Below are 25,298 nucleotides of genomic sequence, written 5' to 3'. Positions count from 1 at the left end.
GATCACAGTTAGAGAAAAAGTAATGAGTGACGAAATATTGACAATTCAAGAGCTTGCTAGCTATTTGAAGCTTAATGAAAAAACAGCTTATAGATTAGCCAGTGAAGGTAAACTACCTGGCTTTAAGGTAGGTGGGTCTTGGCGTTTTAAGAAAGAAGATATCGAACAATGGATACTGCTAAAAAAGCAAGAAAATAAGAATGTCAATTAGCATAACACCACATCAAGCGAAGTATTTCGCCCATGAATTAACCATTAGACATGCCGAGAACGGCGTGGACAAGCTATCGCAGTCTTTGTTTGATGCAAGTGTAGACTTAAACCCACATCAAATTCATGCAGCTCTTTTTGCGTTGAACAATCCTCTTAGTAAAGGGGTTGTCCTTGCAGATGAAGTTGGTTTAGGTAAAACAATCGAGGCTGGTTTAGTTCTTTCACAATATTGGGCTGAACGTAAACGTAGAATTTTGATTATTTGCCCAGCCTCCCTTAGACGACAATGGGCTCAAGAGCTTGCCGACAAATTTAATTTACCCTCGCAAGTGTTGGATGCAAAAACTTGGCGCAACTCAGTCAATCAAGGACAGCCGAACCCATTAGCCAATAGCCTAATTTCTATTATGTCGTATCATTATGCTTCTCGAATGGAAACGCAGCTCATGCTGGAACCATGGGATATAGTGGTTATCGACGAGGCGCATAAACTTCGTAATGCCCACCGTCCGAGTAATAAGATGGGGCAAGCTTTACGAGAAGCGCTAGAAGGAAGTAAAAAACTATTACTAACAGCAACGCCATTACAAAACTCCTTAATGGAGCTATTCGGCCTGTCTACAATCATTGACGAGCAAATTTTTGGCGACGAGCGAAGCTTTAAACAGCAATTTGTTAATAATGAAAAGGCGTTAGTTCATCTTAAGAAACGCTTGTCTGGCTTTATCCAACGAACATTAAGAAAAGATGTATTGGAATATGTTCGTTATACCCAACGACAAACAATCACCGTCCCGTTTCGCCCTTCATTAGCTGAAATAGAACTTTACGAAGGGATCAGTGCATTATTAGAAAAGGAGGAAAGCTACGCACTCCCGAGGAGTCAAAGACATCTAACAGGTCTGATATTAAGAAAGTTACTCGCTTCTAGTTCGTATGCTGTCCTTAACACTTTAGAAACAATTAAGCGAAGGCTTGTTGAGTTAAAAGTTCAATCAACATCAGAACTAAATCTCATTAATGAGCTTATAGATGGGGATGATTTAGACCAAGAATACAGCGAGTACTCTGATGATTCTGTTTTAAGCAGAGCTGAAAGTGATATTGATTTCGAATTGCTTGATGCTGAAATTAATGAGCTTGAACAGTATATAGAACAAGCCAAGAGCATAACTACGGATAGCAAAACAAACGCATTGCTCTCTGCGCTAACACAAGGTTTCAATAAGATGGAAACCTTAGGAGCTCCACGAAAAGCCATCATTTTTACAGAGTCAAAACGAACACAAGAGTATCTAGCTAGGTTTTTGGAAGCGAATGGTTTTGCTGACAAGCTGGTGACTTTTAGCGGTAGTAATAATCACCCTGAGGCCACGCGTATTTATCATCAGTGGTTAATTGAGAATCAAGAAAGTGATAAAATAACGGGCTCGCCTCAGGTCGATCGAAGAAGTGCGTTAATTGATTTTTTCCGTAATGAAGCGGAGATTATGATTGCAACCGAGGCTGCCGCAGAAGGTGTTAACTTACAGTTCTGTTCTTTGCTAATTAACTACGACCTACCCTGGAACCCACAACGGGTAGAACAAAGGATTGGGCGTTGCCATCGTTATGGACAACAATTTGATGTAGTTGTCATTAACTTTCTAAATGAAGCCAATAAAGCAGATCAACGCGTTTTAGAATTACTTACTGAAAAGTTCCATCTCTTTAACGGTGTATTTGGTGCTTCCGATGACATTTTAGGAAGTATTGAATCTGGCATCGACTTCGAAAAGCGCATCCAACGTATATATGAAACTTGTCGCCTCTCGGACGAAATCGAAGCAGCTTTTGATCAATTACAAAAAGAACTTGAAGCAGAAATAAACCAAAAGATGCGAGAAACCCAGCAATTACTTTTGGAAAACTTTGATGAAGACATTCATGACTTGTTAAAAATTCAACTGGATCAGGCTCAGCAAAGGTTGGATAAAGTTGGCCGATGGTTTTGGCAATTAACTTCCTTTGAGCTTTCAGACAAAGCAAAATTAAATGAAAATCTTCATAGTTTCGAGTTATTTGAACCTTGCAACGGTGTGGCTACTGGCCTCTATCAATTAGTAAGAAGAGGAGCGAATAGTAACGCAAACGATAAATTGCACAACGCTCACATATATCGCATCACCCACCCATTAGGTGAATGGGTTATCAATACAGCCTTAAATCGTAGCTTAGAGTCGGCAGATATCATATTTGATTATTCATCGCATCAAACAAAAATCAGTATGCTAGAGCCATTTATTGGGTGCTCTGGTGTATTGAGGCTACTTAAATTTAGTGTTGACTCTCTGGAGCGAAGTGAAGATCACCTATTATTCGCAACCATTGATAGCCAAGGTAATTCACTCCCTGCCGAAGTTGCGCAGAAACTAATGTTGTTGAGTGGGCAAATTATCACCGAAACAAGTGAAGCAGAGTTAAAAATTCAAAATTCAAAGCAGTATTCACAATTATCGTTGGAACTTGAAGAATCTCGCTTGGCTATAGAAAAACAGGTTAACGATCGCAACCTTACCTTTTTTGAGCAAGAGGTGAATAAGCTTGATACTTGGGCAGACGACTTAAAAGATGGTTTAGAGCAATCTATTAAAGAGCTTGACAAGCAAATCAAACAAGTTCGTCGTGAAGCTAAAATTGCACCAACTTTAGAAGAAAAGTTGAACTTACAAAAACAACAACGGCAGCTTGAAAGCTTAAGAAATAAAAGCAGGCGAGAGCTGTTCGACCGACAAGATGAAGTAGATGATAAAAGGGAGTCACTGATTACTACCCTAGAAGGGAAATTAAATAAAAAAACTTCCCAAGAAATATTATTTACGATTCACTGGAAACTTTTATAAGGAAATTTCAATTGGCAGCATTACAACCACAATTTATTATTCCGCTGAAAGAACTACTTCGGCAGCGCTATGTTCCGCATTTGCCACCATTGCTTGGGCAAGGTGGGCGGGAAGATCTACCCGAAAAGCAAATTGCACGTGCGTTCAGTGCGTATGTGTTGCAAACACGTTTTGGCATAGATGCAAAGCTGGCTGCGCAGTTAGTATTAGACGACTACAACGACCAAGGCATAGATGCGCTTTACTTTGACGAAAAAACACGTACCTTATTTATTGTGCAATCAAAGTTTAAGTCCCGCGAGCAATTTCTGTTACCTGAAGCCCAAACAATGATGACGGGCGTTGAATTATTGCTCGATAAAAACTTTGATGTATTCAATCAAAACTTTAACAATAAACACGAATATATTGAAAGTGCGCTAGATGAGTGCGATAGCATACAAGTACTGATTGCATATACGGGGAGTGGTATAGCGGGTACAGCAACCAATGAAATGCAACGCAAGCTTGCTGCATTAGTTGAGCGTGGTGAAGCGCAATTACAAATGCAGGTTGATGAGTTTTCTGCACAGGATGTTGAAGAAGCTTTGCGTGAAGAGCAAGCTATCTCAGCAGTAAATGAAAAAGTAGCAGTTTATAAATGCTCAACAACCACTGAACCTAGAAATGCAGTGTTTGGTGTAGCCAAAGTCAATGAGCTAGTCAGTCTACACCAAAAGCATGGCAAAGCACTTTACGAGAAAAATATTCGCTACTTCATCGGTGCTGGCCGACGTGGGGTCAACAGCGCAATCAAGCAAACATTGCTCGACAACCCAAAAGACTTCTTTTTTTTAAACAACGGTATCACTATGGTTGGTAACCATGTGGAACCAAAGCGTTTACAAAATAAAGGTGGTCCTCGGAACATTCATGTACTGGGACTATCCGTCGTTAACGGTGCACAAACAATAGCCAGTGCAGCGCAATTTATGCGTGAAAATCCAGATGCTGATATCAGCGAAGCCCAAGTGATGGTAACTATTATCAACACAGGTAACGATACATTTCATAAGCAAGTAACTAAAGCTCGTAACTTGCAAAATCCAGTCGATTTAGCCAACTTTGCTGCGCTGGATGATACCCAGGAACGTTTACGTCAAGAGATGAAAATGTTCGGTGTGGAATACCTTTACCGCCCACAGCAAATCGCAGCGGCCGGTATTCGTAGCATTGCTATTGATACTTTGTCAAAAGCATTAGCCTGTATGCAAGCCAATGTACGTGTGCCTTATCAACTAAAGGTTGAGCCAAGTAAGTTTACCAACCCAGAAAGTGCTGAATACCAGGCTATTTTTAGTTCAGATTTACAGGGATCTATCGCCATTAACGCAGTGAATTGCTACTTGGCGATACAAGGTTTATGCACTGCAGCAGAGCGCAGTAATCTAAGCCCTGAAAAATTGGTATACCGTCATTTTACCTACTGCATATCCACGCTATTAATGGCGCAGTTTAAAAACACAATTTCCGCTGTTGAAATTACCTCGCAAGAAGCATTTGAAAGATTAATTAGCCGAGCCTTTGATGAACTTCGTCAGCAATTCTTTGATAGTTTTAGGACATTAGCATTCGGTAGTGTGCCGCACGCTTATTTTAAACGCCTTAGCGATACCGCAAGGTTAATGCAAACAGTGTGGATTCTTCACTTAAACTTGGCAGAACACCGAGCAGTGATAGCAAAACAAGAGCGCCAAGACGCGAACGATCCACACAACCAGAATTTATTCAGTTTCTTAGCTGATAAGGCAAAGCGGCAGCAAGCCCAGCCGTCCGTAAGGCAAAGACAACCTGCTTAAAGTCGACATTCAAGGCTTAGAAAAATAAACGAGATTAAAGAAGATAATCAATGAGTAAAACAAAATTAGAACTCACATGGATTGGCAAAAACGAGCGTAAAAAGCTTGAACCACGCATTTTGTTAGAAAACCCTAACAAATCATATCATGCCAGCCAAAAAGTTACCGAAAACGATATTTTCGATAATAAACTGATTTTTGGCGATAACCTGTTAGCTTTAAAAGCTTTAGAGCAAGATTATGCCGGCAAAGTTAAATGTGTTTTTATCGACCCACCATACAATACGTTTAGTGCTTTTAATCATTACGATGACGGTGTTGAACATTCAATTTGGCTGAGCATGATGCGCGAGCGACTGGAATTACTCAGAGACTTGCTACAAGAAGATGGAGTTCTTTTTATTAGTATTGATGACAATGAATCACATTACTTAAAAGTTATTTGTGATGAATTGTTTGGCAGAAATTGCTTTGTAAGTAATATCGTTTGGAGAGCAGCAGATTCTTCAAATAATGATGCTAAACAGTTTTCAATTGATCACAATCACATACTTGTTTATTCAAAGAATCCCGGTTGGCTATCTTATGCTTTAGAACGCACTGAAGCTGCGAATGCCCACTATAAAAACCCAGATAATGATCCTAGAGGACCATGGTTCTCAGGTAATGTATCATCACCTAAACCGCGACCAAATTTAACTTATGACGTAACCTCACCGTCAGGAGAATCAATTTCACCGCCCAAGAATGGTTGGCGATGGAATAAAGAAAGAATGGCAGCAATGATTGAAACTGGTGAAATTTCATTTACGCCAGATGGAAAGAAACTGTTCAAAAAAACTTATTTAGCAGATCAAAAAGGGTTAGCGCCTTCATCTCTCTGGGATGAAATAGATGATACTGGTCACAATAGACAAGCTAAATATGAGTTGAAAAAACTTTTTCCTGATACAAAAACGTCTGATCTTTTTGCCACACCAAAACCAGAGCGCTTGATAAAAAAAATCCTCAATGTCGCCACTAGACCGGGGGATCTTGTTCTTGATTCCTTTGCCGGTTCTGGCACAACTGGTGCTGTCGCTCATAAAATGGGCCGGCGTTGGATCATGGTTGAATTAGGTAATCACTGCGATGATGTGATAATTCCAAGGTTAAAGCAGGTTCTGAACGGAACGGATCAAGGCGGTATTTCTAAGTCTGTAAACTGGCAAGGTGGAGGTGGCTTTCGTTACTACAAACTTGCACCGTCTTTGATTGTTAAAGACAAGTTTGGCTTGGAAGTGATCAATAAAGAGTATAACCCAGAAATGCTTGCCGAAGCAGTTTGTAAGTTGGAAGGCTTTACTTATGCTCCATCAGAAGTTGACTGGTGGGATCATGGTTACTCAACTGAGACAGATCATATTTACGTTACCACGCAGAGTCTGTCAGTTGAAAAGTTAGAAGGGCTTTCTGAAGAAGTAGGCAGTGACCGAACTTTACTCGTAATGTGTGGCGCATTTCGCTGCGAAGCGAATCGCTTTGCTAATTTAACTCTGAAAAAATTGCCTAAGACTATTTTAGCTAAGTGCGAATGGGGACGTGACGACTATTCTCTGAATGTTGAAAATTTAACCGATGATTCTTCAGCAGATGATAACGATCAAGAACAACATTAACTGCTTAAAGGATAGAAAAAATAATGATTATGGATTTATCAAGCCTCAAACCTGAACAGTTGCGCTCTATTAATGATGTGATTAGTCGCCTAAGTTTACGTAAACCTCAGCAAGACTCGATACGAGCTTTAGCCGTAGCAGTTGCCGCGTCTGAGCATAAGTTACTTGAACCTAGCCGTGATTTACCTGAAGTGCTTGAAACTTTAAAAGTTCAATTTCCAACACTCAGCGACTTTGAACGTGACTTTCCATCCTTGTGTTTTGCCTTAGCTACGGGTGTGGGCAAAACTCGCTTAATGGGAGCCTTTATTACCTATTTGTATCAAGTGCATGGCATACGCAATTATTTTGTTCTCGCACCTAACTTAACCATTTATGAAAAGCTGATTAAAGACTTCTCACCGGCATCACCCAAGTATGTTTTTAAAGGCATTAACGACTTTGTGTTAGCGCCGCCAGAAGTAATCACTGGTGACAACTATGAAAGCCGCGGCGCACAAGTGATGGGTGATTTTTTTGGCTCAGTACGGATTAACGTATTCAATATCGCCAAAATCAACACAGAGGTGCGTGGTGGTAAAGCTCCACGTATTAAACGCTTGGCCGAAACCTTAGGTGAAAGCTATTTTGAGTATCTATCGAATCTGACTGATTTAGTGCTGTTAATGGATGAGTCGCACCGCTACCGCGCGGATGCAGGTATGCGCGCGCTGAATGAACTTAATCCGCTATTCGCACTTGAGTTAACGGCGACACCGTTCACTGAATCCAACCGTGGCCCAGTGCATTTTAAGAATGTGGTTATTGATTATCCATTGGCCTGTGCAATGGATGATGGTTTTGTTAAAGAACCCGCAGTAGTCACTCAACGTAACTTTGATGCAAGTCAGTACGATAAAGACGAACTGGATACCATTAAATTGATGGATGGTATTCGTCTACACGAGCAAACCAAAGTAGATTTAACTACTTATGCTTATGAAAACGATACTAAGTTGGTTAAGCCTTTTATGTTGGTTATTGCGCGTGATACCACCCATGCAGCAGAACTTTTAAGCAAGCTCGAAAGTGTGTTTGATGGTCGTTACGCTGGCAAGGTCATTCAGGTTGATAGCAGTAAAAAAGAAGAAGAAACCATTCAAGCACTGCTCAACGTTGAGCATGTGGATGAGCCTACTGAGATTGTAATTCACGTAAACATGCTCAAAGAAGGATGGGACGTAACCAACCTGTACACCATAGTACCGCTGCGTGCTGCTAATGCACGAACCTTAATCGAACAATCGATTGGCCGTGGTTTGCGTTTGCCTTATGGTAAACGTACTGGTGTTGAAGCCGTCGATACCCTAAGTATCGTCGCACATGACAAGTTCCAAGAGATTATTGATGAGGCCAATGACCCGAACAACCCGCTTCGCTTGAAAACGCGTGAACTAGATCGCATAGAAGACGACGTTACCAAGCAAAGTGTCCAGGTGAAATCAAATTTAGAGCAACAACTTTCTGGTTCAGGCGTAACTGCAGCCGGACCAGATGGTAACCGTGATGTACAAGAACCTAAAGCAACCTATGCCACGCCGAACGAACAAGCTGTTGCCCGCACAGCATTGAACGTTATAAAGCAATATCAAACACGCCCTATCGATGCACCAACCAGCAAAGCTCTGATAACGACTGAGGTAAAGGCACAGATTACCGAGCATGTAAAAGCTCAGTTAACTCAAGAGCAACGGGAGTTATTTACCAAAGAATCACTGGATGTTGATGCGATTGTTGAGCAAGTCACCCAACTGACGGTTGATAACACCATAGATATTCCGCGTATTATTGTTTCACCATCAGGAGAAGTGCGCACCGGTTATCATCCGTTTGATTTAAACATTACAGTAATTAAAGACCTAAAGCCTATCGACCGAACGCTATTACAACATAGCTTGCAAGACAATCATCAAACTATTCGTGGAGAAGGGGATTCGGGTAACTACGAACCAGTAAAGCAGAACTACATTTTAAAGAAATTGTTCGACTACGACGATATCCCTTACGATGAGCAAGCTGAATTTTTGTTTGACCTAGCAACTCAAGCAGTCAATACACTGGCGTCTGAAAACGAGGAAGATGTAGTTGATAACATTCTGCAAAACCAAAGTGATGCAATTGCGAAGTTAATTCATGCGCAACTAAACAATCACTTCTTTGAAGAAGCAACCGAGTACGTCGTTGATGTGCGTAGTGGCTTCAGTACCTTACGAGACTGTGCGTACACTATAGCGCAAGATCAGCCGCTGCAAAACTACCGTGATACAGTGCGTGATGTTAGTCGCATCAAACAAATGCTCTTTAATGGTTTTAGCCGTTGTTTATACCCATTACAAAAGTTTGATTCAGACACTGAACGCCGCTTTGCAGTGATATTAGAACGTGATTGTGAAAAGTGGTTTAAACCAGCTAAAGGTCAGTTCAAGATGTACTACAAGCGTGGAAATGAGCACCCTGAATATGTGCCTGACTTCATTGCAGAAACAAGCGAGTATGTATTAATGATTGAGACTAAGAGTACTCAGCACCAAAACCAAGATGGAAGTTGGAATGAGGAAGTCACAGAAAAAGCACGTAGTGGTGTGAAATGGTGTAATCAGGCTAGTGATTATCTTGCCAAACATGGTGGTAAACCATGGAAGTACTTGTTAATTCCGCATGACTCAGTTAAAGAAGCTAACTCGCTAGACTATTTTATACAGCAATGTGGCTTTGAGGAATAAAAAAGGACTTAACTTCATCATTACAGGGAAGAATAATGAAAATGAATATAAGACAACAAATAGTTGACTGGTTGCATACAAAGCCATTTTGGCAACAGTGTGCAGCCGACATTATCTTAAGAAATAATGCAATAACTCCTGATGTGATAGCGCAACTCAAGGAGTTGGTAAAATCTGCAAGGGGGCAATCAACAGACTCTAGAGTCGATTTTTCTTTTTTTCACGGATACAGTGAGAATAATGATTTTGCTAAGATCAATTCAATAAGTGATGTTGAAGGAATAGATAATATTTCATCTTATCGCCCTCTAAAGTTTGGCCCAAATATGACTGTCGTATATGGCCATAATGGTTCGGGAAAATCTGGCTACACTAGGATTTTGAAGAAGCTCTGTGGACACCCTAGCGCATCAGAATTGAGGCCAAACATATACCAACCTTTACCTGCGGTAAGTAAATGCAAAGTAAGTCTAGCCCACGAAGGAAAAAACCATGAACTTGAATGGCAGGCGAACGAAAATCCAATCAAACTGCTTGAAGCTGTAGATATCTTTGATGCTGTATCTGGACAGTTTTATCTTGAACAAGAAAATGAAGTTTCTTATGTTCCATTGGATGTGTCGTTTTTTGAACAGCTCGTCGCATTATTTGATAGCGTAAAAGATGCCCTTGAATCGGAGAAGAAGCAGTTAAATTCCAATCTTCCGACTAAACCAAGTCAATACTCTGAAACAAAGCACGTTCAGGCGATGTATGGACGTTTACACAAAGACGCGGCCGAACAAAAGCTAGAAGACTTTTTTACTTTTACAGATGAAGATGAAAAGCTGAAAGGTGATTTAGAACAGCGTTTAAATACAGATCCTAAAAAGTTAGTTACTTCTAAAAATAATTTAATTAAACAGCTTGAAGTTACTCTGACAAAAATTAAAAAGGCTGCTGAATTAGTAAATACGCAAAGCTGCTCTTCATTCGTCAGCCTATACCAAGACAAAGAATTAAAGCGTAAAGTTGCATCAGAAGGGGCGCAGGCTGTTATAGATGGCTCTGATATCAAAGGTGTAGGAACTGCAACCTGGAAAGCGTTATGGCTAGCGGCAAGAGAATTTTCTACAGCTGAGGCTTATAAGAGCGATGAGTTTCCTTATGTTGATGATGATGCAAAATGTGTCTTATGCCACCAAAATTTAACAGCTGAAGCTAAACTCCGATTTCAGTCATTTGAATCATTCATAAAGGGAGCACTAGAAAAAGAGGCAGCCTTGTCCGATAAAGCTTTTTCTGATGTTGTGGCGTTGCTTCCCAAAGAAGCCAAAGCCGAAGAGCTTACGACTCAATTGAGCGCAGCAGGACTGAATGAAGAAAAATGGTTACCTATTTTTCGACAGACATGGAGCCTAATAACTAAGAGAAGCGAAGCTTTAATAAAAAGACCAAACGAAAACCTTGAACCGTTTGAATATGATTCCAATATTTTTAATGACCTTTATACATTAGTTGATAAGTTAAAAGCTGAAGTCGTTCAGCATGAAGAAGATGCAAGAAACTTTAACTCAATAGCCGTTCAGAGTGAATTAGTATCGCTAAAAGCAAAGCTCTGGTCATCAAGTTATTTACCGCAGATAAAACAGGAAGTTATCCGTTTACAAAAAATTGAAAACTACGGTCTATGGATAAAATTAACATCAACTATAGCGGTAACTCGTAAAGGTAATGAAGTAGCTGCAAAAATGATTACTGAGTCATACGTTTCAAGGTTCAACGATGAACTTAGCTTACTCGGAGCATCACAGATAAAAGTTGAATTAGTTAAAGGGAAAGGTGGTAAGGGCAAAGTTAAGCACAAATTACAACTCAGTGGTGTGACCCCACAATATTCAAGAAAGAAAACAAGTGAAATTTTAAGTGATGGTGAACAAAGGGTTGTTAGTTTGGCTGCTTTTTTTGCCGACGTAACAGGTAAACCCCATATGGCTCCATTCGTTTTTGACGATCCCATCTCTTCATTGGATGTAGATTATGAGTGGGAAGTTGCTCGCAGATTAGTTGAATTGTCTGATTCCAGGCAGGTGCTCGTGTTTAGTCATAGGCTATCGTTACTTGGAGCATTGGAAGAGTTAAGTAAGAAAGCGTGGAGTGATACTGATAGGAAAGTAAAATTTTCACAAGTATGTATTGAAAGTTTTAATGGAAAACATGGTTGTGTAGCAGAAATGGATGGCTTTTCTGTGAACACTAAAGCCGCCAACAATAAACTTATAAGCTCACTTGGTGAAACAAAGAGTGCATTTGAAAAGCACCAGGATCAGGCTGTATTTAAACTACAGATTCAAGGTATTTGTTCAGAGTTTAGAAAGTTGGTTGAACGCACAGTTGAAGACGATTTACTTGATCAAATCGTCAGAAGGCATAGACGAGGACTACAGACTGATAACAGACTAATTAAGTTACCCAGAATTGGCCTGGCCGATTGTCAGTTCCTTGATGGGCTAATGAGCAAGTATTCCTGCTATGAGCACAGCCATTCAAGAGAGGCTCCAAAGTTTCTCCCGTCGTTTGATGAACTAAATAAAGATTTAGAAATGTTGAAAAAATGGAGAGAGACATTTAAGAAGCGACTAGTTCACATGAACTAGCTCAGCTCAGGCCTGATCTTAAAAATCTCGAAAGTATTACTGTTTTTCCAAATGAATTGCCAGAGGTATATTCAGAAAACCATCATGTGAATTAGTAATACTTTAAGCTATCAAAGATTAAATATCTCTGATAAATATACCTCTCTTTGTAGCCTCATCAATATGATCACTCCAACATTGCATCATCTCTCATCTCTCATCTCTCATCTCTCATCTCTCATCTCTCATTTCTCATCTCTCATCTCTCGTCTCTGCCGAAGGTACGTAGCTCGGTTATAGGCAGCGCGAACTTCATTTGAGTCAGAATGGGCTAGTGCCGCTTCTACTATATCGTAATTAAAATCGCTTTCATTTAACGTCGTGCTTGCTAAGGCTCTTAAGCCGTGCGATACCAAGCGCCTCTCAAATCCCATGCGTTTAAGTGCAGAGTTGGCTGTTTGGGCATTAGTGTGCATTTTTCGGTTTCTATCTGCTGGGAATATGTATTTAAGTGTCCCACTAATTGGTTTAATCTCTGCTAATAGGCCTAACATTTGAGTAGAAAGTGGTACTGAATGCGGTTTCTTTTTCTTCATTCGTTCGGCTGGTATATTCCAAAGCTTTTCATCCCAGTCTATTTCTTCCCAGCGAGCACCGGCAGCTTCTGAAGGTCGTACCATCGTGTGTAACTGCCATTCAATCAAGTAGCGTGTTACTTTTTTAATGCTCGCTGAATGTATAGCTTTCATTAGCTCGGGAAGCTCTTCCGGTTTAAGCGTAAGCATGTGCTTTTTCTTAGGTGAGCTGAATGCTTCTTTTATGCCAGCCAGTGGATTAGCATCAATAAACCCTACATTCGTCGCATAGGTCATGATTTCATTAACCCGTTGGCACAAACGCTTGATTGTTTCTAAGTTACCTTTAGCAGCAATGGGGTTTAATACTTCTATTACCATTGGAGCTTTAAGTTTTCGAATAGGGCGCTTACCTAATTCCTTGAACAAGTGGTTTTCAAGCGAGCGCCAAATATCGTCACCGTAGTCTTGTGTTACTTGCGTTCTTTTAACTTCCATCCATTTAGCTGCAACCGACTCAAAAGTGTTTTCGAGCTCTGCCTTCTCTGACATGATAGTGTCGGCTCTGTGCTCTTGGGGATCAATGTCTTTGGCGAGTAACTCACGTGCTTGTGCAGCTTCTTTTCTGGCATCAGCAAGCGTAACGTCGGGATAGCTGCCTAGGCTTAAATTAGCGCGCTTTTTTGTGTAAGGGCGAGAGTAATTGAATAACCATAGTTTAGCGCCGCTGGGGCGCACTCGTAACTGTAAACCACCGCCATCGGCAAGGTTGTATTCTTTGTCTTTTGGACGTGCCTTTTTTATTTCTGTATCACTTAAGGGGCGGGTGGTTCTGGCCATTGTAACATTGTCTCCGTACACATGATTTTGTGTTACTAATAGTGTTACTAAAAAGCGTGGATTTTACAATATGTCCTCGGACGTAACGGGACTGAATTGGTGTTAAGTTACTGAATTTAGGCAATAAAAAAGACGTCCTAGGACGTCTTAGTATTTGAAAGTGGTGGAGCTGGCGGGATTTGAACCCGCGTCCAGAAAATGTCTACCTTTGGTACTACATGCTTAGTTTGTCTTTTCTTTAACTACTTTAGACCCCGACAAACAGGGTTCCTGGTAGCTGTCCTGATACTATTTCGCGGTTCAACCTCAGGAAAGTTTCCCTCGCTAGTCTACTTATATGACCTTCCAAAATCCTGGCTAGCAGACAGAGCTTAGGTGGAAGGGCCTATACCGGTTATTAAGCGGCTAGTGCGTAGTTTTCGTCGTTTGCGACTATTTAATGCGGCTTTTTTAAGAGGCCAGCCGCACCTCTGCATGCACCTCCGGCTTCCTAGATCCTGTCGAATCCTAATCAGCCCCTTGGGTGTTTCGTCTGTTACCAGACTAAGTAAAACCTACTGAATGGTTTACCCTATTCAATATTGGGCGGATTCTAACGCAATCAAGGGGGGATAACAAATTTATTAAAGGCTTGATGGAATAATTGCTTATTCTGTATCCAATCGTTGATGTAACGCATATTTGCGCAAAAAATTCGGTTATTTAACAAGATTCTGTTGACGATTTGGATTAAAGTAACCCTTGCATCACTGAAAGAAACGGACACATGCAACAGAATCAATCCGACATATATTCACCCTACACGCTACCTTGCGGAATAACGTTAAAAAATCGACTTGCAAAAGCGGCCATGGAAGAAAATATGGCAGGCATTAATATGCAGCCGGATCATGGGCTCTTTTCTTTATATCGATATTGGGCCCACGGTGGGTTAGGGATGATTATCACCGGCAATGTTATGGTGGATGATCGGGCGCTCACCGGGCCTGGTACCGTGGTAATGCCCTTGGTGGGGGAACTTGACGGCTTTAAGCGTTGGTCTTCGGTCATTAAGTCGGGTGGTGCCAAAGCCATTATGCAGCTTAATCATCCAGGTCGACAAATGCCCAAAAGCATTAGTTGCACAGCCTTAGCACCTTCGGCCATACCATTAAAGTTAGGTCGTTACAGTAAAGGTTTTGCTCGCCCCGTGGCGATGACCTGCGAACAAATTCATGATGTTACTCATCGATTTGCCCAAGCGGCGAAAAGAGCCAAAGAGGCAGGGTTTGACGGTGTCGAAATTCATGCTGCTCACGGCTATCTGTTGAGCCAATTTTTATCGCCGTTGTCCAATCAGCGCCAAGACGAGTGGGGCGGAAGCCTTAAAAACCGCGCACGGTTATTACTCAACGTGGTATGCCAAGTACGAGCCCAATGCGGTAATGATTTTATCGTCATGGTTAAACTTAATAGCGGTGATTTCCAGCGCGGAGGGTTAAGTCCAGATGAAGCCAGTGTTGTGGTTGATTTGCTCGATAAACTGAACGTGGATCTACTGGAATTATCCGGTGGCAATTACGAATCGCCGGCAATGCAGGGGCGGGGAGAAAAGGAATCCGAACTGGGTAAAAACGCTTATTTTTTGTCTTTTGCAAAGGAAATAAGTAGTCGTGTGACCATGCCGATCATGACCACCGGCGGCATTACTAGCAAACGAACGGCGCAGAAGGCCATCGCTGATGGCTGTGCAGTCGTTGGGATGGCGAGTGCCCTAGCTTTTACGCCCGATTTAGTGAAAAAATGGCAACAGAAAGAAGACTACCTAGGTGTGAACCCTACATGTAATTGGAAAGACGATACGTTGGCATCGTTGGTTGTTATGGCAAAAGTAAGAAGACAATTACGCCGACTTGGCAACGATTTAACCACCATGCGAAACCCCACTAACGTGTGGAGTTTATTGCTTGATATACTGCATCGACACAAAATGATTTCGCACTACAAAAAATACCTGCATAAACAAAATCATCAAGTGGCGATGCCGGCGCGTTCCGTTAAACGTTATGTTTCATCACACGCTGTTTCTGACGTTCCCAGTCGCGATCTTTAAGTGAGTCACGTTTATCGTGCTCTTGCTTACCTTTCGCAAGGTACATTTCCAGTTTAACCCAACATTTTTTCCAGTACATCGCAGTGGCCACAACAGAATAGCCCTGTCGCTCTCGTGCGCCGATGAGTTTATCGAGTTCCCGTTTATTAAGCAGAAGCTTTTTCGCTCGTTCCGGTTCGCAGACTACGTGGGTAGAGGCCTGATTAAGCGGCGTAATGCGACAGCCTACTAAATAAGCCTCGCCATTTTGCAAAATAACGTACGCATCGGTAATGTTAATTTTGCCTTGGCGAATACTTTTTAATTCCCAGCCTTGCAAGGATATCCCAGCTTCAAACTTTTCTTGAAGATGATAGTCGTGGCGCGCTTTTTTGTTAAGCGCGATTGTACCTGTGGTGTTTTGCTTTGATTTATTCTTTTTCATGCCCGCCATTATACATTTTGCAAAATGATTGTCTTTTACTTTCCGAGTGAGGAAGAAAAACCGTTGGTTACTGTAACCTGTGTTAACCGGTATATGGGGTAATTTGGGTAAACTTAAAGGGTAGGTGAGGATAAAGTCTCGTGATAAACTTATCTAATCAGATGTATAAATAACGTAAGTGATAATCTATGCCGAGTATCCAACGCAGCGCATTAGTGGCGCACAGCGCTCAGGCCATGTTTGATTTGGTCAATGACGTTGCGTCATACCCTGAATTTCTTCCTGGCTGTACAGATAGCAAAGTTCTGGAACAGCATGATGATAAAATGAAAGCCTCTTTGCTGGTATCGAAAGCAGGTGTGAAACAATGGTTTACCACGTTGAACACCTTACATGCGCCAAGTCGTATCGATATGCAGTTGGTTGATGGTCCTTTTAAGCATTTGAAAGGCGGTTGGACGTTTTCGCCACTCTCAGACACCGCGTGCAAAATCGAGCTACAACTCGATTTCGAATTCAATAATAAGTTAACCCAATTTGCTTTTGGTAAGATTTTCAGCGGCCTTGCATCAAGCATGGTCAAAGCCTTCACCGAGCGCGCCAAGCAGGTGTATTAATGGAAAAGTTGTTAACGGTGGAAGTGGCTTATGCATTACCTCATAAGCAATCATTAATCGAAGTGGCAATAGGTGACGGTGCAACGGTGGAAGAGACCATTAATGCATCAGATATTTTGACACTGTATCCCGATATTGATTTATCGAAAACCAAGGTAGGGGTGTGGAATCGGGTGGCTCGGCTGACTGAGCAAGTCAAAGATGGCGATCGTATAGAGATTTATCGCCCCTTAATTGCCGACCCGAAAGAGATAAGAAAACGGCGGGCAGAAAAAGCGGTGGAAGAAGGCCGCGCTGATAAAGTAACCGGCGGCCGTCCTAACGCGCTTAAAAGTAAGAAGTAAAAGCTAGCGGTCTCGTAACGACCCCACTTCAAGGAACGGAGCCGCGTCGATATCTTCAGCATCCATCATCGCTGCAATGCGCTGCATTGTAGCGACCATCTGGCTTTGCTCCCAGTCTTTCATATTATTAAAGCGATCTATGAAATGTTCCTGAAGTGGACGAGGGGCATTTTCTAACGAGGCTTCCCCTTTCTCGGTAAGATAGACACCCACCTTTCGTTTGTCCGTGGTACTGCGTATACGGGTTACCAACTCACGAGCTTCAATGCGATCTAATATATTGGTAATTGTGGCCGGGCTCAAATTGATGCTGTCGGCAATTTCGCGCACCATAATACCCGGTCGTTCTTGAATGTTCTGCATTACCAACAGCTGTGGCCCGGTCAGGCCCACATCTTTGCTCAATTGTTTGCTTCGTAAATCTACCGCACGTATTACTTTACGTAGGGCAACGAGCAACTCTTCTTCTTTTCTCATCGCGGGTTCCGTCATATAAAATCAGGTTACACTAACCTGTGTAAAAAATGCTGATGCTTATGATAATGATCAATAACGTCATTAATAACGGCCAACTTCGACCAACCCATAATGTCGTATCCCTGACCACCTTCACTCAGGTGCACATCGGCGCGATAGTACGTGTCATCTTCCTCTGTGTCTAGCGTACCGTTGAGATCCGGCTGCGATGTTGGGGTTAAATGTACAGCATATATAAAATCGGGCTGATCATTAATGCGCACAGTAAGAATCAAGGCTTGATCGAGCTGCGTAATATCCACAGTAAATTGTAATTGCTCAAACTCAGCTTTTACATCATTAAATGCAGGCTTTACCGTGGTGTCAATAAAACGACTGACACTTTTACGGTTAGGAAAGGAAACAATGTTTTCTAACCGGGTTCGCCAGTTTTTATCGCCTTCGCCCTGAGGTGACTGTAAGGCACTGATTTGTAGACTTTCTCGCTTATAATCTTCAACGCGTAATGCTTTTAGCAAGCCATAAATAGCAACTAACAATATGATGGAAAAGGGTAGCGCAGCCACAATAGTCATGGTCTGTAAGGCGTCTAAACCGCCAGCAAATAACAGTACAGCAGCCACCACTCCAACGGCTACAGCCCAATAAATTCGCTGCCATAAGGGGGTGTCGTTGCGCCCATTAGAGCACAACATATCCACCACCATGGCGCCAGAGTCACATGAGGTAACGAAAAAGATAATTACCATCAGTACAGCAAGTAGGGTGAGCACCTCACTGAATGGGAAATATTCAAGAAAAACGAACAAAGCAACGGAGGTATCTTTGTCCACCATCGTGGCGAGCCCAATTTTACCCTGCACCAGTATTAAATCGATAGCTGAGTTTCCAAATACCGTCATCCACAATAAGGTAAACACAGTCGGTATAAGTAGCACTCCAATCACGAATTCACGGATGGTTCTGCCATAAGATATCCGCGCTATGAATAAACCAACAAACGGTGCCCACGCCAGCCACCAACCCCAATAAAAGATGGTCCAGCCACCAATCCAGTCGGTTTTTTCGTAAGCGAAGAGATTTAAGGTGTTGCGCACTATGTCTGACACATAAGCGCCCATATTTTGAATATAGGCTTGCAACAAAAAGACCGTAGGGCCAAGAACAAGTATAAAGATTACTAACGATACCGCTAACAGCAAATTGGCCTCTGACAATCGGCGTATGCCTTTATCTAGCCCGGTGGTGACAGACACAATTGCAATGGCTACCACGCCCATCATAAGCAGTATTTGCACCGTGGTGTTTGAAGGAATATGAAATACATAGGCCAGCCCCGCGTTAATTTGCGCAGCGCCAAAGCCTAGGGACGTCGAGACCCCGAAAATGGTAGACGTCACGGCAAAAATATCCACCAAATGGCCAGGCCAACCATAAATCTTGTCACCAATGATTGGATACAGTGCCGAACGCAGGGTCAAAGGCAGTTGATGCCGATATGAAAAATACCCAAGTACCAGTGCCACCGCGGCATAAATTCCCCAGGGGTGCACACCCCAATGGAAAAACGTGGTTTTCATGGCTTCTTTTACCGCCGCAATACTGCCGGGATCTGCCGTTGGCGGAGCAAGGAAATGCATTACTGGTTCTGCCACACCAAAAAACATCAAGCCGATCCCCATTCCAGCTGCAAACAACATGGATAGCCAGGTGAAACGACTAAACTCAGGCGTGGCATGGTCGGGGCCAAGACGAATGTCGCCGTAGCGTGAGAAGCCTAATATCACTACAGTGAGCAAGATAATGGCAACAGTGAGTATATAAAACCATCCACCGTTCTCGGTTACTGATGCCTGCATAGATTGGAAAAATGCATTTGCCGTTTCAGGAAATAAGGCGGCAAAAATCAGGATGATAAGAATAGTAATAGACGATGTGATAAATACCGGTTTATTCAACATGGCTTTATCGGCCGTGTTTTGAGTCACTGTGTATCCCCTTGTAAAGAAATTTACCTATCGTACTAAAGTACCATCATTACGTAGAAAAAAATCATGATGTTGATAGATAATAAATACTGCTATAATAATTAGAGTTGAACGTTATTTTTCGGTATTTTTGTACGCTTATCGCTCTTGATACCTGAAATATTTAACAAATAAAAGAACAAAATTGTTAGAAGCAAAGTATATCTTCTTGTTGGGTCTAAATAAACGACCTGAAAATAGCTCCACCTAAAATATTTACTCATCGAAGTAAAAAATTGTTTAACAAAGGAACACACATGCAAAAAACTCATTTAAGCTGTGCCATTTTAGCGGCACTGGCTTCTTCTTCGGTATATGCCCAAGAAGAACAAAGCAAAGCGAAGATTGAGACCATTGAAGTTACTGCAACTAAACGTACTGAATCTATTCAAGACGTGCCAGTGGCAGTAAGTGCTCTTAATGGTGACACTCTAGAAAACTTAGGTATAGACAGTTTTCAAGATTACGTCGAATTTCTCCCTAATGTTGTATTCCAAGGTACCGGTCCTGGACAAAACGAAATTTACATTCGTGGTGCAGCAACCACCCAATCGAACATTATGTTGTCGTCTGTTCAGGCCTTACAGCCCTCGGTTGCTTTTTATGTTGATGAACAGCCTGTTTCCATGGCGGGGCGTAATTTAGATGTATACGCCACCGATATCCAGCGGGTAGAGGTATTACCTGGACCCCAAGGCACATTATTTGGTGCCAGTTCCCAAGCGGGTACGGTTCGTATGATCACCAAGAAGCCGGATCACAATGCATTTGCTGCTGGCTTTGATACCAATATTGGCTTTACCCGTGGCGGTGAGATGAGTAATGCGGTGGAAGCCTATTTCAATATGCCGATTACTGATGACTTAGCGGTACGTGTTGCCGCTTACAACGACCGCCAAGGTGGTTGGATAGACAATGTACTCAATGTACCAGGGGAAGGTGGGTATATAGGTAGTGCTCAGGTTATCAGCAGAATTTCAGGTGGTGTATTAAGTGATCCGGTGGCGATGGATGCTAACCGAATTACTAACCCTGATATCTCTACTGCTGCGCAGGCTGATGTGGTATCTCCAAAAAATGATGCACTGGTTGAAGATGATTATAACGATGCGCTGTACGCCGGTGCCCGTTTTGGTTTGTCATATCATATCAATGATGACTGGGATTTGTTGGTACAGCATACGCAACAAACCCTAGAGACCGAGGGTGTGTTTGCTTATGATCCCACCCTTGAAGGGCAAAGCTCCACAACCCGTTTCCAACCTGAAGAAAATACCGATGAATTTGGTTTAACCACTTGGACCCTTGAAGGCCGTTTGGAGAAGCTGGATGTTGTTTACACCGGTGGCTATCTTGACAGAGAAATTGATACCCTAGCCGATTACACGGGCTACACCAACGGTGGTCTGTTTTCTGCGTATTACGTGTGTAACTACAATTCAGGGGATCCTGAGTCGGAAGACCGTTGTTTAGATCCTACTAAATTTTATCAAGAAGACACCACTACCACGCGGATGACCCATGAACTGCGGTTTAATACCACCATGGATGAACCATGGCGTGTTACTGCTGGGTTATTTTATGACGATCAAGAAGTGGCGACCATTGGCCAGTTCAACATTGCCAGCACTGAAAAATTCGATAATTTAAGCACCACCTTAGTGGGGACAGAAGGCATTAATAGTGATGGCGGCCCATTCCCATCAGATATTAGCTTCGTTAACGATATTACCCACACCATCGAACAGATTGCCGTGTTTGGTCAATTTGAGTACGACATTACCGACACCTTAACAGCAAGTATTGGTGCCCGTTGGTATCAAATTGATGACGAATACAAGGGCTCAACGTCTACTGTAGACGTTTCCCGTCGAGTGAAAGCCTTTGGTTCTTTAGATGCCGATGAGCTTACCGCTGTGGGTGAAGATCCTGCGTTAGTTGCAGAAGCGATTGCAAATAACCAACTTGAAGTTGGCTTGCTTGACTCTGACGGAGTCTTGACCGTAGACGATACCATCTTCAAATTCTCCTTAGATTGGAAAGTTCATGAAGATATCTTGTTGTTTGCTAATTACTCAGAGGGCTTCCGTCCACCGGTAACAAACCGTGTAGGGGGTGGTCTAGCCTCTAATCAGTCGGGTAAATTTGAAAATTTCCGTATTCCCGTTTATTCCACTACAGATACACTGGATAACTACGAAATTGGTATGAAAGGTGATTTCTTCGATGGTCAAGTTCGTGTGAACGCCACCGCTTATTATTCTGAAATCACAGATTTACAAACGTCCCGTTTCGACCCCACTAATATTTCCTTCTTGGTGTTTACCGATAACGTAGGTGATGCTGAAATTCGTGGGTTAGATGCCGACATCATGTGGCTGGCTTCGGATAATTTGGTCATAAGCAGTGCCTTTAGCCTCTTGGATACCGAGCTAACACGGGTTAACTCAGAGCTTGAAGGTATTTCTTCAGGGGTAGGGTCTGAATTGCCGTATTCTGCTAAGTTCTCAGGAAATATTAACGCCCGCTATTTCTTTGAAGTAGCCGGTGGTAAGCAGGGTTATGTGAATGCCTCTGTAAGTTACACGGGTGATCGTCTTGCCGGCATGGTAATGGACGCTTATGTAATGGAAGATGCTACGCAACTTATTTATGGCACAGGTTCAGGGCTTGAAATTGAAGACGAAGCTGCGGTCTACGAAGGTGTGACTTACACCGATGCAGACGGTGAAAGCTTCCGTGGTGGTCGTTATGTCCAAGAGGCCTATGTGCTGACTAACATTGCCGTGGGTGTGACCAACGACGAATGGAAAGCGGAACTGTACGTGGATAACGTGTTTGATGAAAATGCGATATTAAACATCGACACCCAACAGTTTACACCTAAGGTGGTGACAAACCGACCTCGTACCATTGGTATGCGATTCTCTTACGATTACTATTAATCGTTACTTTGCATAACCATACAACGGCAAGCTTTCGAGTTTGCCGTTTTTTTCGTTTTGGGGCATGCTCATACAATGACAGAAAATACCTCTTCTTTACTTAATGATGCTAAGCAGGCATTAATGCAATCGCGGTTTAGCGATGCCATCAACTTATGCGAACGTATCTGCGCATTACCAGACACCCATTCCCATCATAAAGATGCTCTTTATTTGAAAGCGGTGGCCCAGCGCTTAAATCGGCAGATCGGACAGGCGCTAACAACCCTAACGGCGTTATTGGATCGCTATCCAGATTATGGTCGAGGGTATCAAGAGCAAGGATATTGTTTTAAACAATGTGGCGAAGAACGCAACATGGCATCGGCTTTTTATCGTGCAACCCGTTTCAACCCAGCGTTACTGCCAGCATGGCGAGAACTAGAAGGCTTTTATCAGCGTAATAAACAATCCCAAGCGCTCACCCTTGCCAAACAACATATCGCCCATTTAGCGTCTCTTCCCAAACCCCTTTTAGGTGCATTAGATCTTATGCACGACGGCCAAGTTCACAAAGCAGAAAAGGTGTGTCGAGATTTTCTTAAACAGCATAAGCATCATCCTGATGCCATGATGTTATTAGCAGAAATTGGACTAAAACTAAAAGTTTACCATGATGCTGAATTTCTTTTGGAAAGCTGTGTGGCGTTGTACCCCGACAACGATGCCGCGGCGACCGCCTATCAAAGTATGTTAGGGAAATTGGGTAAATATCCTCAAGGGGTGGCATTAGCCCGCCGCAGGTTAGCAAAGAATAAAGACAGTGTGGCCATTCAAGGGGCCTTGGCTAATGCATTAGTCGGCCTTGGCGAGTTAGATGAGGCGGTGGCACTTTACCGTACCATCATTAAAAAGCAGCCGAGTCATATCGCGCTAAGAGTACAACTTGGTCATGCACTAAAGGCAAAAGGTGACAGCGCCGAAGCGATTGATGCCTATGAGCAAGCGGTAGCCTTGGAACCTGACTATGGCGATGCGTACTGGAGTTTAGCCAATACCAAAACGTATTTATTTGACGAATCGATGATTGCGCAGATGAAGCATTATGAAAGCGCCCAAACCACTTCATTAGATGCCCAGATTCATCTGTGCTTTGCGTTAGGTAAGGCCTACGAAGACCATCAGGATCATGCTTCCTCTTTTCATTATTATGAAAAAGGCAATGGCCTAAAACACCGTACACAACAATTTGATATTAAACGCACAGAACAGGCCATACAGGCGCAAAAAGACGCCTGTACGCAAAAAATGTTTACCCATAAATTGGGGTGCCAGGCACAAGATCCTATCTTTATCGTCGGTTTGCCTCGGGCGGGGTCCACCTTACTAGAGCAAATTTTAGCTTCCCATTCCCAGGTAGATGGCACCATGGAATTGCATGATATTTTGTCTATTGCGTCCAGCCTAAGTAACCAGTCTGTGCCATACCCGTTTAATTTGGCTTCATTAAGTGATGAAACCTGCGCGGCACTAGGCAAACAATATATTGAGCAAACAAAAGCCTATCGTGGCTCTGCGCCCTTTTTTATCGATAAAATGCCAAATAACTTTATTCATATTGGATTAATTAAACGCATTTTGCCTAATGCGAAAATTATCGATGCACGTCGAGATCCTAAGGCCTGTTGCTTTAGCGGTTTTAAGCAGCTTTTTTTCGATGGCCAAGAGTTCAGTTACTCGCTCACCGACATCGGTCGTTACTACAACAGTTATGTTTCACTGATGGAGCACTGGCATAACCTATTTCCCCAACAGATTTTAACGGTACAGCATGAAGCGGTTATCGACGATCTGGAAGGGCAGGTGAGGCGTATTCTTGATTATTGTCAGTTACCGTTTGAGCCGGCGTGCTTAGCGTTTTACAACACCCGTAGAGTGATCAAAACGCCCAGTTCCGAGCAAGTTAGACAACCAATTTATCGCTCTGGTATGACCCAATGGGAAGGGTATAAACCCTTCCTCGGGCCGTTACTCACGATCATTGATAACAACGAAAGTACCTAGTATTTGCGTCGTTGTAAGCCCGTTTCGGCCAAGATCTTGGCCGAAATTTCTTCAATGGAATAGCGGGTTGAATTTAAAAAGGGGATCTTTTCTCGCCGATAAAGGTTTTCCACTTCTCGTAACTCCATGCGACACTGCTTAATAGACGCGTAGCGGCTATTGGCTTTGCGTTCAGAACGGATTTGACTAAGACGCTCGGGTTCGATGGTAAGACCAAATAACTTGCGTTTAAACTGCCTCAACGCCGGTGGCATTTTAAGAATGTCGCCGATGTCTTCTTCGGTAAATGGGTAATTTGCGGCTTTAATACCGTACTGTAATGCCAAATATAAGCTGGTAGGGGTTTTGCCAGAGCGAGAAACACCCACCAAAATAATGTCGGCTTCATCATAGTTTCGAATACTACTACCATCATCGTTAGCTAACGCGTAATTTACCGCTTCAATACGAATATCATAGGTCTTCTCATGAATACTGTGAGTGCGGTGCTTCTCGGGTTTAGACGGCACACCGAGCACTTTTTCCACGGGCGCAACAAATTGATCGAGAAAATTATAATTAATTCCCACCGAACGGGCGATAATTTTCCTAATTTCCACATTCACAATTGTATAAAAAACGAGCGGCCTCTCTCCGGTATCTTGAAAACTTTCAGATATTTTTTCTAAAACCTTATAGGCCTGTTCTTCGTTTTCAACGAAGGGGATCGTGGTGTGGTTGAACTGGATGGGGAATAGAGACAGCAAGGCGTGGCCGAAGACTTCGGCAGTGATGGCAGTACCGTCTGAAATATAATATGCCGTGCGCAAAACAGATCCTTAATTTTGTAGTAATTTTCTTACGAAATGAAGAAAGATTTTACTTTCAATTTTTCCCCATTCTAAGATGAAACAGTCGAAAAGCTAGTCTGCTTTGAACCAAGTAGCAGCATCCTCGGCAACTAACA

General features: G+C 42.6%; 16 protein-coding genes and 1 other RNA gene. 11 read left to right on the top strand and 6 right to left on the bottom strand.

Annotated features, from left to right (window positions below; genetic code table 11):
• Nucleotides 1-22 precede the first annotated feature (22 nt).
• Genes KO501_RS02520 through KO501_RS02495 form a run of 6 tightly spaced genes read left to right on the top strand, consistent with a single transcriptional unit; the run spans nt 23 to nt 11,989 of the window.
• Nucleotides 23-211: a helix-turn-helix domain-containing protein gene (locus tag KO501_RS02520; protein WP_216028061.1), complete on the top strand. Its 189-nt coding sequence runs from the start codon at nt 23-25 to the stop codon at nt 209-211.
• Nucleotides 201-3,095, top strand: a complete 2,895-nt coding sequence (locus KO501_RS02515; protein WP_216028060.1) for an SNF2-related protein — start codon at nt 201-203, stop codon at nt 3,093-3,095. Before KO501_RS02520 ends, KO501_RS02515 begins: the two co-directional genes overlap by 11 nt.
• Nucleotides 3,096-3,106: 11 nt before the next feature.
• A complete protein-coding gene (locus KO501_RS02510) occupies nt 3,107-4,933 on the top strand; it encodes an AIPR family protein (protein ID WP_216028059.1) in 1,827 nt (608 codons plus the stop codon).
• Nucleotides 4,934-4,983: 50 nt separating this feature from the next.
• Nucleotides 4,984-6,591, top strand: coding sequence for a site-specific DNA-methyltransferase (locus tag KO501_RS02505; protein WP_216028058.1), 1,608 nt, complete (start codon nt 4,984-4,986; stop codon nt 6,589-6,591).
• A gap of 23 nt (nt 6,592-6,614) precedes the next feature.
• The gene (locus tag KO501_RS02500; protein WP_252728061.1) at nt 6,615-9,353 is read left to right on the top strand and encodes a DEAD/DEAH box helicase family protein; all 2,739 of its coding nucleotides are present in this window, start codon (nt 6,615-6,617) and stop codon (nt 9,351-9,353) included.
• A gap of 35 nt (nt 9,354-9,388) precedes the next feature.
• Nucleotides 9,389-11,989, top strand: coding sequence for a hypothetical protein (locus KO501_RS02495; protein ID WP_216028057.1), 2,601 nt, complete (start codon nt 9,389-9,391; stop codon nt 11,987-11,989).
• A gap of 224 nt (nt 11,990-12,213) precedes the next feature.
• Here the strand turns inward: KO501_RS02495 and KO501_RS02490 are convergent, their stop codons facing one another.
• Both KO501_RS02490 and ssrA read right to left on the bottom strand, forming a co-directional pair.
• Nucleotides 12,214-13,383 (bottom strand): integrase domain-containing protein, encoded by a 1,170-nt coding sequence (locus KO501_RS02490; protein ID WP_216028056.1) that lies wholly within the window; start codon nt 13,381-13,383, stop codon nt 12,214-12,216.
• 161 nt (nt 13,384-13,544) lie between these two features.
• Nucleotides 13,545-13,902: a transfer-messenger RNA gene (gene ssrA / locus KO501_RS02485) on the bottom strand.
• A 247-nt stretch (nt 13,903-14,149) separates the two neighbouring features.
• On the opposite strand from ssrA, the gene KO501_RS02480 reads away from it, so the two are divergent.
• On the top strand, nt 14,150-15,475 hold the full coding sequence (locus KO501_RS02480; protein WP_216028055.1) for an NADH:flavin oxidoreductase/NADH oxidase family protein: 1,326 nt from the start codon (nt 14,150-14,152) through the stop codon (nt 15,473-15,475).
• On the opposite strand, the gene smpB is transcribed toward KO501_RS02480, so the two are convergent.
• Nucleotides 15,420-15,899: an SsrA-binding protein SmpB gene (smpB, locus tag KO501_RS02475; protein WP_216028054.1), complete on the bottom strand. Its 480-nt coding sequence runs from the start codon at nt 15,897-15,899 to the stop codon at nt 15,420-15,422. The two genes, KO501_RS02480 and smpB, sit on opposite strands and share 56 nt — an antisense overlap.
• Nucleotides 15,900-16,087: 188 nt before the next feature.
• Here smpB and KO501_RS02470 point away from each other — a divergent pair, with 188 nt between their 5' ends.
• Nucleotides 16,088-16,516 (top strand): type II toxin-antitoxin system RatA family toxin, encoded by a 429-nt coding sequence (locus KO501_RS02470; RefSeq protein ID WP_216028053.1) that lies wholly within the window; start codon nt 16,088-16,090, stop codon nt 16,514-16,516.
• Nucleotides 16,516-16,860 (top strand): RnfH family protein, encoded by a 345-nt coding sequence (locus KO501_RS02465; RefSeq protein WP_216028052.1) that lies wholly within the window; start codon nt 16,516-16,518, stop codon nt 16,858-16,860. The genes KO501_RS02470 and KO501_RS02465 overlap by 1 nt, the downstream gene beginning before the upstream one ends.
• Nucleotides 16,861-16,863: 3 nt before the next feature.
• Here the strand turns inward: KO501_RS02465 and KO501_RS02460 are convergent, their stop codons facing one another.
• Nucleotides 16,864-17,337, bottom strand: coding sequence for a MarR family transcriptional regulator (locus KO501_RS02460; protein WP_216028051.1), 474 nt, complete (start codon nt 17,335-17,337; stop codon nt 16,864-16,866).
• 26 nt (nt 17,338-17,363) lie between these two features.
• A complete protein-coding gene (gene betT / locus KO501_RS02455; RefSeq protein ID WP_216028050.1) occupies nt 17,364-19,325 on the bottom strand; it encodes a choline BCCT transporter BetT in 1,962 nt (653 codons plus the stop codon).
• Nucleotides 19,326-19,621: 296 nt separating this feature from the next.
• Here betT and KO501_RS02450 point away from each other — a divergent pair, with 296 nt between their 5' ends.
• Nucleotides 19,622-22,309: a TonB-dependent receptor gene (locus tag KO501_RS02450; protein ID WP_216028049.1), complete on the top strand. Its 2,688-nt coding sequence runs from the start codon at nt 19,622-19,624 to the stop codon at nt 22,307-22,309.
• 75 nt (nt 22,310-22,384) lie between these two features.
• Nucleotides 22,385-24,352, top strand: a complete 1,968-nt coding sequence (locus KO501_RS02445; RefSeq protein ID WP_216028048.1) for a tetratricopeptide repeat-containing sulfotransferase family protein — start codon at nt 22,385-22,387, stop codon at nt 24,350-24,352.
• Here the strand turns inward: KO501_RS02445 and KO501_RS02440 are convergent.
• Complete coding sequence (locus KO501_RS02440; RefSeq protein WP_216028047.1) at nt 24,349-25,161, bottom strand: pyruvate, water dikinase regulatory protein; 813 nt, start codon at nt 25,159-25,161, stop codon at nt 24,349-24,351. The two genes, KO501_RS02445 and KO501_RS02440, sit on opposite strands and share 4 nt — an antisense overlap.
• Between the last annotated feature and the right edge of the window lie 137 nt (nt 25,162-25,298).

The sequence above is a fragment of the Alteromonas sp. C1M14 genome, from assembly GCF_018860965.1.
Lineage (GTDB): Bacteria > Pseudomonadota > Gammaproteobacteria > Enterobacterales > Alteromonadaceae > Alteromonas.
This window is presented reverse-complemented; position numbering and strand designations above follow the sequence as displayed.

Coding starts and splice junctions, on each gene's coding strand:
- KO501_RS02520 (WP_216028061.1), top strand. CDS start 23: ATGAGTGACGAAATATTGACAATTCAAGAGCTTGCTAGCTATTTGAAG.
- KO501_RS02515 (WP_216028060.1), top strand. CDS start 201: ATGTCAATTAGCATAACACCACATCAAGCGAAGTATTTCGCCCATGAA.
- KO501_RS02505 (WP_216028058.1), top strand. CDS start 4,984: ATGAGTAAAACAAAATTAGAACTCACATGGATTGGCAAAAACGAGCGT.
- KO501_RS02500 (WP_252728061.1), top strand. CDS start 6,615: ATGATTATGGATTTATCAAGCCTCAAACCTGAACAGTTGCGCTCTATT.
- KO501_RS02495 (WP_216028057.1), top strand. CDS start 9,389: ATGAAAATGAATATAAGACAACAAATAGTTGACTGGTTGCATACAAAG.
- KO501_RS02490 (WP_216028056.1), bottom strand. CDS start 13,383: ATGGCCAGAACCACCCGCCCCTTAAGTGATACAGAAATAAAAAAGGCA.
- KO501_RS02480 (WP_216028055.1), top strand. CDS start 14,150: ATGCAACAGAATCAATCCGACATATATTCACCCTACACGCTACCTTGC.
- smpB (WP_216028054.1), bottom strand. CDS start 15,899: ATGAAAAAGAATAAATCAAAGCAAAACACCACAGGTACAATCGCGCTT.
- KO501_RS02470 (WP_216028053.1), top strand. CDS start 16,088: ATGCCGAGTATCCAACGCAGCGCATTAGTGGCGCACAGCGCTCAGGCC.
- KO501_RS02465 (WP_216028052.1), top strand. CDS start 16,516: ATGGAAAAGTTGTTAACGGTGGAAGTGGCTTATGCATTACCTCATAAG.
- KO501_RS02460 (WP_216028051.1), bottom strand. CDS start 17,337: ATGAGAAAAGAAGAAGAGTTGCTCGTTGCCCTACGTAAAGTAATACGT.
- KO501_RS02450 (WP_216028049.1), top strand. CDS start 19,622: ATGCAAAAAACTCATTTAAGCTGTGCCATTTTAGCGGCACTGGCTTCT.
- KO501_RS02445 (WP_216028048.1), top strand. CDS start 22,385: ATGACAGAAAATACCTCTTCTTTACTTAATGATGCTAAGCAGGCATTA.